The organism is Chromohalobacter beijerinckii (genome assembly GCF_023061185.1).
Classification (GTDB): Bacteria; Pseudomonadota; Gammaproteobacteria; order Pseudomonadales; family Halomonadaceae; genus Chromohalobacter; species Chromohalobacter beijerinckii.
Genome location: NZ_JAKGAK010000004.1, coordinates 192,124 through 201,957, shown reverse-complemented (window position 1 = coordinate 201,957; position 9,834 = coordinate 192,124). Strand labels below are relative to the sequence as shown.

General features: G+C 60.5%; 9 protein-coding genes. 2 read left to right on the top strand and 7 right to left on the bottom strand.

Annotated elements, in window-relative coordinates; translation table 11 throughout:
• Nucleotides 1-73 precede the first annotated feature (73 nt).
• On the bottom strand, nucleotides 74-2,464 hold the full coding sequence (ppsA, locus tag L1075_RS05955; RefSeq protein WP_246940704.1) for a phosphoenolpyruvate synthase: 2,391 nt from the start codon (nucleotides 2,462-2,464) through the stop codon (nucleotides 74-76).
• A 267-nt stretch (nucleotides 2,465-2,731) separates the two neighbouring features.
• Between ppsA and ppsR the strand changes: the two genes are divergently transcribed.
• Nucleotides 2,732-3,565 carry a posphoenolpyruvate synthetase regulatory kinase/phosphorylase PpsR gene (ppsR, locus tag L1075_RS05950; RefSeq protein ID WP_040241540.1) on the top strand — a complete coding sequence of 278 codons (834 nt, stop codon included), beginning with the start codon at nucleotides 2,732-2,734 and terminating at the stop codon, nucleotides 3,563-3,565.
• Nucleotides 3,566-3,590: 25 nt separating this feature from the next.
• Here ppsR and L1075_RS05945 read toward each other — a convergent pair whose 3' ends face one another.
• The 6 genes from L1075_RS05945 to L1075_RS05920 all read right to left on the bottom strand — a co-directional run bounded on the left by L1075_RS05945 (nucleotide 3,591) and on the right by L1075_RS05920 (nucleotide 8,996).
• Entirely contained in the window at nucleotides 3,591-4,694 is a 1,104-nt protein-coding gene (locus L1075_RS05945; protein ID WP_246940702.1) for an enoyl-CoA hydratase/isomerase family protein, read from the bottom strand.
• 79 nt (nucleotides 4,695-4,773) lie between these two features.
• The gene (locus L1075_RS05940) at nucleotides 4,774-5,355 is read right to left on the bottom strand and encodes a hypoxanthine-guanine phosphoribosyltransferase (RefSeq protein WP_246940699.1); all 582 of its coding nucleotides are present in this window, start codon (nucleotides 5,353-5,355) and stop codon (nucleotides 4,774-4,776) included.
• Nucleotides 5,348-6,658: a mechanosensitive ion channel family protein gene (locus tag L1075_RS05935; protein WP_246940696.1), complete on the bottom strand. Its 1,311-nt coding sequence runs from the start codon at nucleotides 6,656-6,658 to the stop codon at nucleotides 5,348-5,350. Before L1075_RS05935 ends, L1075_RS05940 begins: the two co-directional genes overlap by 8 nt.
• Before the next feature lie 55 nt (nucleotides 6,659-6,713).
• Nucleotides 6,714-7,736: a beta-N-acetylhexosaminidase gene (gene nagZ, locus L1075_RS05930; protein ID WP_246940692.1), complete on the bottom strand. Its 1,023-nt coding sequence runs from the start codon at nucleotides 7,734-7,736 to the stop codon at nucleotides 6,714-6,716.
• 82 nt (nucleotides 7,737-7,818) lie between these two features.
• Nucleotides 7,819-8,337: a L,D-transpeptidase gene (locus L1075_RS05925; protein ID WP_246940689.1), complete on the bottom strand. Its 519-nt coding sequence runs from the start codon at nucleotides 8,335-8,337 to the stop codon at nucleotides 7,819-7,821.
• Nucleotides 8,337-8,996: a TetR/AcrR family transcriptional regulator gene (locus L1075_RS05920; protein WP_040241547.1), complete on the bottom strand. Its 660-nt coding sequence runs from the start codon at nucleotides 8,994-8,996 to the stop codon at nucleotides 8,337-8,339. Before L1075_RS05920 ends, L1075_RS05925 begins: the two co-directional genes overlap by 1 nt.
• 193 nt (nucleotides 8,997-9,189) lie before the next feature.
• Between L1075_RS05920 and lexA the strand changes: the two genes are divergently transcribed.
• Nucleotides 9,190-9,828, top strand: a complete 639-nt coding sequence (lexA, locus tag L1075_RS05915; protein WP_075370257.1) for a transcriptional repressor LexA — start codon at nucleotides 9,190-9,192, stop codon at nucleotides 9,826-9,828.
• Nucleotides 9,829-9,834 lie beyond the last annotated feature (6 nt).

The window sequence follows — 9,834 nt, the reverse complement described above, 5'->3', positions numbered from 1 at the left end:
ACGAAAAAGGCGTGCCCATCATTGGGCACGCCTGATACCGCATGGAGATGTATCGCGCCGATGAAGGAACGCGTCAGCCGACTTTTTCCCCGGCCAGCATGAACCAGGTTTCGAGCACCGCATCGGGGTTCAATGACACCGAGTCGATGCCCTGCTCCATCAACCATTTAGCAAGCTCGGGGTGATCCGACGGCCCCTGACCACAGATGCCGACATACTTGCCCTGTGCCCGGCACGCCTGGATGGCCATGGCCAACAACTTCTTGACCGCCGGGTTACGCTCATCGAAGAGATGCGCCACGATGCCCGAGTCGCGATCCAGCCCTAGCGTCAACTGAGTCAGATCATTGGAGCCGATGGAGAAGCCATCGAAATGCTCCAAGAACTCATCAGCCAAGAGCGCATTGGCCGGCAATTCGCACATCATGATGACCTTCAGGCCCTTGCCCTCGGGAGACGCCGCCTCGCCGCGCTTGAGCCCATTGGCGGCCATCAGCGACACGACCTCACGTCCTTCGTCGGGCGTTCTCACGAAAGGCACCATGATCTCGACGTTATCGAATCCCATGGCGTCCCGGACGCGTTTCAGAGCGCGGCACTCCAGCTCGAAGCATGGGCGGAACGTCTCCGAGATATAACGCGAAGCGCCACGGAACCCGAGCATCGGATTCTCTTCGCCAGGCTCGTAAAGCTTGCCGCCGATGAGGTTCTCGTATTCGTTGGATTTGAAATCGGACAGCCGCACGATGACGCGCTTGGGATAGAACGCCGCCGCCAGCGTGGAAATGCCCTCCACTAACCGATCGACATAGAAGCTCACCGGATCGTCATACCCAGCGGTACGCAGGTCGATGGTCTGCTGCAGGTCGGCGGGCAGCGTCGCGTAATCGATCAATGCCTTGGGATGCACGCCGATCATGCGGTTGATGATGAATTCCAGACGCGCCAATCCAACCCCCGCATTGGGCAAGCTTGAAAAGCCAAAGGCACGGTCAGGATTGCCAACGTTCATCATGATATGGAAAGGCAGCGCCGGCATGTTGTCGACCGTCGTCGTCTTACAATCGTAATCGAGCAGCCCGTCGTAGACATGACCGGTGTCACCCTCGGCGCAAGAGACGGTCACCTCGCGGCCATCGGCAAGCGCCTGGGTTGCGTCGCCACAACCCACCACGGCGGGAATGCCCAGCTCGCGCGCAATAATGGCCGCATGGCACGTACGTCCGCCACGATTGGTGACGATCGCGGAGGCGCGCTTCATGATCGGCTCCCAGTCGGGATCGGTCATGTCGGTTACTAATACATCGCCGTCGTGCACCTTATCCATCTGCTCGGGACTGGCCACGATCTTGACCGCGCCTTGGCCGATACGCTGGCCGATGGCGCGGCCATCCACCAGTACACGGCTTTTTTCCTTGAGCTGAAAACGCTCGAGCTTGCCACCTTCCACATTGGAAACCACGGTTTCGGGACGTGCCTGAACGATATACAGCTTGCCATCGTCGCCATCGCGCGCCCATTCGATGTCCATCGGGCGTCCATAGTGCGCCTCAATGGTCACCGCTTGCCGGGCCAACGCCATGACCTCGTCATCGCCTAGACAAAAACGTTGACGGTCAGCGTGCGGCACATCCACGGTCTGCACCGAACGACCAGCGGCGCTTTCTTCGCCGTAGACCATCTTGATCAGCTTGGAGCCCAGTGTCCGACGTAGCACGGCCGGACGCCCTGCCGCCAGAGTCGGCTTGTGGACATAGAACTCATCGGGATTGACCGCCCCCTGCACGACCGTCTCGCCCAGCCCCCAAGAGCCCGTCACGAACACGGCATCGCGATAACCGGATTCGGTGTCGAGCGTGAACATCACGCCGCTGGCCGCCGTTTCGGAGCGCACCATTTTCTGCACGCCAGCGGAAAGCGCCACGTTCTCATGCGGATAACCGCGGTGCACACGGTAGGCAATGGCACGGTCGTTGAATAGTGACGCGAAGACCTCGTGAACGGCGCGTTTGACGTTGTCGAAGCCCTCGATATTGAGGAAGGTTTCCTGCTGCCCCGCAAACGACGCGTCGGGTAGATCCTCCGCCGTCGCGGAAGAGCGTACCGCCGCCTTGAGATGCGGGTGCTTGTCCTGCAATTGGCCATACGCCTCGGCCAAGACCCGCTCGAAGGCCGGTGGCAGTGGCGTATCGATGACCCACTGCCGAATCTGCGCCCCCGTCTCGGCCAGGGCCGTGACATCGTCGACATCCAGACGCGCCAACGCGTCGTTGATGCGCTCGTTGAGCCCCTCGTGCGCTAGAAATTCGCGATACGCCAAGGCAGTAGTGGCAAAACCGCCGGGAACGGTGACACCGGCATCCGCCAAGTTGGAGATCATTTCTCCGAGTGACGCGTTCTTGCCGCCCACCCGCTCAACATCATCCATGCCAAGCTGATCGAACCAAACGATATACTCTTCCAAGAGAACCCCCTCGAGTCAGGACGGTCGCGATGACGACGTCGTCACAGCCATTGCCGCGCGGGGCGCGGCGGATGCTCGTACCCTACCAAGGGGGCTGGCTATTCACCATTGGTCTAATAGCGAAGGGGTTGGAGTATTTTTACAACAACGCGGTATTTTCGAGAATTCTTGTAGTCGCCGTGCCGAGCGCGACGAACGCCTATTTGCGCTTGTCAGAAAGGAGCCAGAGAATAGACGTATCATTTTCGCCACGATCGGACATTTGCCATGCCCCGCACCGCTTACTTCATCTCCGATGGAACCGGCATCACCGCAGAAACACTGGGCCGCAGCCTGCTCGCCCAATTCGAGGACGTCGAGCTCAACCTAGTAGTCAAACCTTATATCGATACGCTGGAAAAGGCCCACACCCTGGCGGCCATCATCGCCCAGACCGCCGAGCGTGACGGCGCCCGCCCCATCGTGATCGACACCATCGTCGATCAAGCGATTCGCACCATCATTGCCGATGCGCCGGGCTTCAAGATAGACATCTTTTCGACGTTCCTGGCCCCGCTCGAGGAAGAGCTTGCGACTCATTCCACGTATACGGTGGGACGCACCCATGCCATTGGCCGCGACGACATTTATATGCATCGCATCGATGCCGTGCACTTCGCGCTCGACAATGACGATGGCGCACGCACGCACCAATATGATCAGGCCGATGTCATCCTGGTCGGCGTCTCACGTTGCGGCAAGACACCCACCTCGCTTTATCTGGCCCTGCAATTCGGCATTCAAGCCGCCAACTACCCCCTGACCGAGGATGATTTGGATGAAGACGGCACATTGAGCATGCCTAAGGCGTTGGCGCCTTATCGCCACAAGCTATTCGCCTTGACCATCGACCCACGCCGGCTCGCGGCGATTCGCAGCGAGCGTCGCCCCAATAGTCGGTACTGTTCAATGGATCAATGCATGCAGGAATTGCAGCAGGCCGAGGCACTGTTTCGCCGCTACCATATCCCCTATATCGACACCACACGCTTCTCCATCGAGGAGATCTCCACGCGCATGATCGCCGAGACCAACCTGACGCGGCGCTTCAGCCCGCGTTGATGCTCGACTCACCAGCTCGAACAGCTCAAAGATCGGCCAGCGGATGCGTCTCAGCATCCCAAAGCGGCATGAAAAAGCCATCGATGTAGTTCGCTGGTACGTTGGCGACATCCGTATACGCCCATTGCGGCGCTCGGTCCTTGTCGATCAGCAACGCGCGAATGCCCTCAGCCAATTCCGTATGCCGACAACATTGCACCGAGAGCATCAACTCATCGCGAAACGTCTCCGCCAAGCTGCCATCCCGGTGCCGACACAGCATGCGCCACACCAAGTGTGCCGTGGCAGGACACCCCGCCGCCAGACGCGCACGATTGGCGGCCAGCCAGGCGTCCTCACGGGGGTCATCGAGGATACGACGTACGACCTGCGTGATATCCGCCGCATCGCTCAAGACCTGCAGATGATCCAGACGCGGCATGACCTCGGCCTCCGGTGCCAACGCGCGGTTCTCGAAACCACTCAAGACCTCCCTGACCGCCTGCTGTGGGTGGCGATAATCGGCATCCTCCAGCGCCTTCAGCACGTCTTGCCGCGCCTCACTGGCGATGACGCGATCCGCCAGCCCCAGCTCCAGGGCATCGCGCGCATTGAGCTGGGCGCCGGTCACTCCCAGATAAAGCCCCACGCCGCGAGGCATACGCTGGAAAAACCAGCTGGCGCCAACATCGGGGTATAGGCCGATGCTGATTTCCGGCATGGCCAGGCGACTGGTGTCGGTCACGATACGGTGATCGGCGGCGACCAATAGCCCCAGACCGCCCCCCATGGCGACGCCGTCGCCCCAGACAATAAGGGGCTTAGGGTAATGATGCAGGAAATGATCGAGACGATACTCGGCCCCGAAGTAAGCCTGAGCGGCTTCTCCCTCGTCCCCGGGAGACGTCGTCATGGCGCGATACAGGGCGACCACATCGCCGCCCGCACAAAATGCCTTGTCGCCCGCGCCTTGCAGCCACACCGCATGCACCGACATGTCATCGGCCCAAGCGTCGAGCTTGGCATGCAGCGAGGTAATCATCGCCAGTGACAAGGCATTGAGACTGCCGGGCGCATTCAGCGTGGCGATGCCGAGGCACCCGCCGTCACGTGTGGGCCGCTCCTCGAAGATCACCTCGGATTCCGTCATCACTACCCCTCACCTTCTACTGCGAAAAGACGATGCGAGCTAGCTCATGCGTGCGGCTTCATTGTGGCAGAGCACACGCTCACATACCGCGCGGAGCGAAAATCCCCGGCGCATTGCGCCAGTAGCCCTTGTAGTCCATACCGAAACCGAACACATAGCGGTCGACGACCTCAAGGCTGCAATAATCCGCCTGGAGCCCCGGTACCGCCTTGCGGTCGTGACGCTTGTCGACCAGTACCGCTGTCGAAATACTCGCCGCACCCGCCTGACGACAATAGTCCAGAATCGCCGCCAGCGTCGTGCCTTCATCGAGAATGTCGTCGACGATCACCACATGACGACCGGCCATGGGAATCTCAGGCGAGACGCGCCAGAATAGCTCGCCCCCACGCATACCGCCGCGATAGCGTGTCGCATGTAGATAGTCCACTTCCAGCGGAAAACCGAGCCGCGTCAGCAGATGCCCTGTGGTGATCAGTCCCCCGTTCATTACGCAGTAGAAAACCGGCAGCGTGTCGCCCAGATCATGAGTGATCTCGTCGGCCATACGGTCGAGCGCGCGCTCGACTTCCTGCTGCGAAATGAGGCATTCGGCATGCGCCATGACATCGCGCATGGTCGCCAGTGATTCCTGGCACACGGAAGTAGATTGGTTAGGCATCGGATTCCTGATCGTGGGAAGCATCATTCACTTCGCCTCTTCCGGCATTGCGCGAACGCTGGCGAGACGACGTATAGGGAGCCTCGCGGTCGGACGCCGCCCGCGAGTGTGTATCGTCGGATGCCTCATTCCGGGCATCGTTACCGGTGTTGTCGCTGCCTGCATCACTGTCATTGTCGGCATCGCCCTGAGCGTTCTCGCCGGTGATCTCCACCGGACCGGCAATATGCAACTCGGAGGCCGGCAACGCCAGGCGCGCCTCATGCTCGCGCACGATATCGTAGACACGCAGCAGGATGTCCTGCTTCATCGATTGGAATTCAGCCCAGTCAGTAGTCTTGGCAAACGCATACACGATCAGCTCCAGCGCATGTTCGCCATAGCTCTGAAAGTACACCAGAATTTGCTCATCGGTATCCACGTCATCATGCGCATCGAGCATCGAGCGGGTCGCCTTGACGATGTCCGACACACGCTCGATATCGGTATAACGTAACCGAATGGTTTCGAAAAGGCGTCGGTTCCACATCCTCGAGGGGTTCTCGAGCACCAGGCTACTGAAGGCGGAGTTGGGGATATAAATCGGGCGCGACGCGAAGGTGCGAATGCGCGTCAAGCGCCAGCCGATATCTTCCACGACCCCTTCGATATCACGATCTGGAGATTTGATCCAGTCGCCGACGCGAAATGGCTTGTCCAGGTGAATCATTAATCCACCCAAGAAATTGGCCAGCATATCTTTGGCAGCGAAGCCGATTATCAGCCCGCCGGCCCCACCGAAGGCGGCCACTCCCGAGGGCGAGACACCCAAGCTCGAAAGAATCAACAACCCGATGATAACGACGACCACCGCCCCCAGTATCTTGGAGACGGCCGATGCCGTATCGGCATCCATGGACTTGGCACGATGCCCGCCCGGCGGAAACACCAAGCGTTTTTCAAGAAGCTTCACGGCCCTGAGCCCGGCCCAGGCCAGCAAGAGCAATGTAATGACGGCGCGTGCCTGAGCCAGATGCCCTTCCGCCCACTCGATATCCCAATGATAACGAACGACGGTTAGGCAGAGAGTGACCCCCATCAGCCAGATCCAGAGACGCAGCGGTCGCCGCAATGCCTTGATCAGGATGTCCGCCCAGCGGTTGCTGGTTTTCTCCAGCAACGGCCCCACACGCCAGATGACAACCCAGCTCACCAGATCGACGATCAGCGTCAGGGCAATGACTAAGCCAATCGCCGCCACCCACAGCGGCATGCCCAAGGTGGTTTGAACCCAATCCATCACGGGAGAGAAAAAATCAAACACGAGGATCCTTCCTTCTAGCTAGTACAGGTAGCGACGTCGATAGCCAGTGGCAAGGTCAGTGTGTGGGCGTTTCCGAGAGCGCCTCAAGTCGCGCATGGGCACGACGCCAACGCGCCAGCGCCGGCAGCGTTTCAAGCTCGGGACGGGCCCGACCGTAACGCAACTTGCCCAGACGCTTGGAAGAATGCCCCGCCGCCGCGTCGAGAATCTCGAGCGCCGCCGGGCGATCATTACATACTAGTACCATGTCACATCCTGCCGCCCAGGCGGCGTCGGCACGCGCCGAGGGCGACCCAGCCACGTGCGCACCGGCCATGCTCAGATCATCGGAAAACACCACGCCCTTGAACGCCAGTTCCTCGCGCAACATGCCAAGCCAGGAAGGGGAAAAGCCTGCCGGGCGCGAATCGAACGCGGTATACACCACGTGCGCCGGCATCACGGCATCCAACTTGCCGGAGAGCGTCTTGAAGGGCACCAAATCATGCTCGCGCAACGCCGAGAGTGAGCGCGTGTCCTCGGGCAAGGCATGATGCGAGTCGAGGCTGACGCCGCCGTGCCCTGGGAAGTGCTTGCCCACGGCGATCATGCCGGCCTCGTGCAACCCATCGATGAAGGCCTCACCAAGCACCGTGACGACCTCGGGGTCGGCGGAAAAACTGCGATCACCGATGGCCGGCGAGTGCTGATCATCGACGTCGAGCACCGGGGCAAAGGTAATGTCGAAACCGCAGGCCGCCATTTCCATTCCCAACAACCAGCCGGCTTCGTGGACCAGGGTGCGAGTCGCGTCAGGGGTCTCGGCATACCCTGCTGCCAATGTCGCCATGGACGGCAGCCGCGTCACGCCGTCCTGCAGGCGCTGGACACGTCCGCCTTCCTGGTCGATCGCCAGTAGCACGTCAGGGCGCACGTCGCGAATCGCGCGAGTCAAGGCGCGCACTTGCTCGGCATCATGCGTATTGCGCTTGAACAGGATTACCCCACCGATCTCGGAGCGAGCCAAAAGATGACGTTCGTCGTCGCTGAGTTGGGTACCTTCGATATCCAGCATGACTGGGCCGAGAGGTTGGGTCATCGTCGCGCTCCTGGCAAATGGAGGAAGGATTCTAGGCGGTGAGCAGCACTACGTCGAGCGCAGCCCTGTTGTAAGCACCCTCTCAGTCATGCAGCCAAACCGGTGTTCCGGCCGGTGTGGCCTCGAACACGGCCAGCAACGCCTCATCGCGCAGCCGAATACAACCGTGCGAGGCCGGCGTTCCCATCGGCTGGTCAGCGGGCGTGCCATGCAGGTATATATAGCGCCGCTGACTATCCACATCTCCCCCACGATTGACACCCCGTTCCAAGCCACACAACCATAGGATACGCGTCAATATCCAATCCCGCTCGGGGTGAGTGCGGGCCAGCTCGGGTGAAAACACCTCGCCGGTGGGGCGCCGCCCGCGAAAGACACTGCCGGGAGGCAGCCCACTACCGATAATCGCGCGCACGTAATGCCAACCCACAGGCGTCTGCCCACTACCCTCGTGCTGCCCAATACCGTGGGCGCCCGAGGAAATCGCAAACGTCTCGCGGCACGCGCTACCTTCGCGGATCGTCAGCGACTGCGCTCCGAGATCGATCTCTAGCCAAACGCCCCGCTCGGGGGGCAGATGGGCAAGTTGCGGCGTTCGCATCATCCCGCCACCTTGAGAGCATCATCTGGCAATGGCGCCTGCATGCCGGCCACGACTACCGGGCGCAGCCGCCGAATCAAATCGCGCACGCTGACATGCTCGTGATAATCCTTGTCGGCGATATCGCGCAAGGCATCAAGACCCGACAACGTAAAGATCACTGTGCCCAGCATGAAGTGTAACCGCCAGAAGCGTTCCGCCTCGGGCAGTTCCGGCGTGGCACGACGCACCAGGTCGCTGAAGCGTGAGAACACATTGCCATAGTGCTCCTGAATGTAACGGCGCAAGTGGCCTTGAGCTTGGGTATAGGCCAGCCCCAACAAACGCATGAACACCTTGAGGCTATTACGCTCGGCGGGGACTTCCAACACCGTGCGCGCCAGTGTCTCCAACAGCACCTCCAGGGGAATGGCCTCGCCCCGATATTGTGCCTCGAGCTCATCCAGGGCTTGGTGGAAGCGCTCGGAGAAGGGGTCGAGATAGCGCGCGAAGACCGCCTGGATGAGCGCCTTCTTGGACCCAAAATGGTAATTGACCGCCGCCAGATTGACCTTGGCTTTGCTGGTGATGGTACGTAGCGAGGTCTCGGCGAACCCCCGCTCGGCAAACAGGACCTCGGCGGTATCGAGAATGCGCGTCACTGTATCTGTCTGAGCCATGGGGCGCCCCGCGTGGAATAAACGAATGTTTAAAACAATTCGATTCTAAGCCTTGACGTCGATAACGACAAATCTCCACGTTTGAAACGCCATACCACTGGGCGAATGACGGCGCGAATGGTTGCACCGCGCCAAAGACTGGATACAATCACATACTGTATGCTTGAACACGTCAGTGCCCGTCGGAGGCCCCATGTCCCGCTCGCTAACTTCGCGCCAGCAACACGTCTTTGATTTTATCGTCAAGACCATGAATGAGCTTGGTTACCCGCCAACGCGCGCCGAAATCGCCCGGGCCCTAGGCTTTCGCTCGCCGAACGCCGCCGAGGAACATCTCCGCGCGCTCGATCGCAAAGGGGTCATCCGCATGATCCCCGGCACGTCGCGCGGCATCCGCCTCACCGCAGAAGACGACACCGCCTTGACCAACGGCGACGGCCTGCCAGTCATCGGTGAGGTCGCCGCCGGTAGCCCGATCCTCGCCGCAGCGCATATCGACCGGCACTGCCCTCTCGCACCGGACTACTTCACACCTCGCGCCGATTATCTGCTACGTGTCCGCGGGCTTTCGATGAAAAACGCCGGCATTCTCGATGGCGACCTGCTCGCCGTGCATCGCACCCAGCAGATCCGCGACGGCCAGATTGTCGTTGCCCGCCTAGAAGACGATGTCACCGTCAAGCGCTTCAAGCGTCAAGGCCATCATGTCTGGCTGCTCGCCGAAAACGAAGATTTCGCACCCATCGAGGTCGACCTACGCCACCAGGATCTCGAGATCGAAGGCCTCGGCGTCGGCGTGATTCGTGGTGGTGGCGGTAACGGCCTGCACTGAGTCGAC

Coding starts and splice junctions, on each gene's coding strand:
- ppsR (WP_040241540.1), top strand. CDS start 2,732: ATGCCCCGCACCGCTTACTTCATCTCCGATGGAACCGGCATCACCGCA.
- nagZ (WP_246940692.1), bottom strand. CDS start 7,736: ATGACCCAACCTCTCGGCCCAGTCATGCTGGATATCGAAGGTACCCAA.
- lexA (WP_075370257.1), top strand. CDS start 9,190: ATGTCCCGCTCGCTAACTTCGCGCCAGCAACACGTCTTTGATTTTATC.
- L1075_RS05945 (WP_246940702.1), bottom strand. CDS start 4,694: ATGACGGAATCCGAGGTGATCTTCGAGGAGCGGCCCACACGTGACGGC.
- L1075_RS05940 (WP_246940699.1), bottom strand. CDS start 5,355: ATGCCTAACCAATCTACTTCCGTGTGCCAGGAATCACTGGCGACCATG.
- L1075_RS05920 (WP_040241547.1), bottom strand. CDS start 8,996: ATGGCTCAGACAGATACAGTGACGCGCATTCTCGATACCGCCGAGGTC.
- L1075_RS05925 (WP_246940689.1), bottom strand. CDS start 8,337: ATGCGAACGCCGCAACTTGCCCATCTGCCCCCCGAGCGGGGCGTTTGG.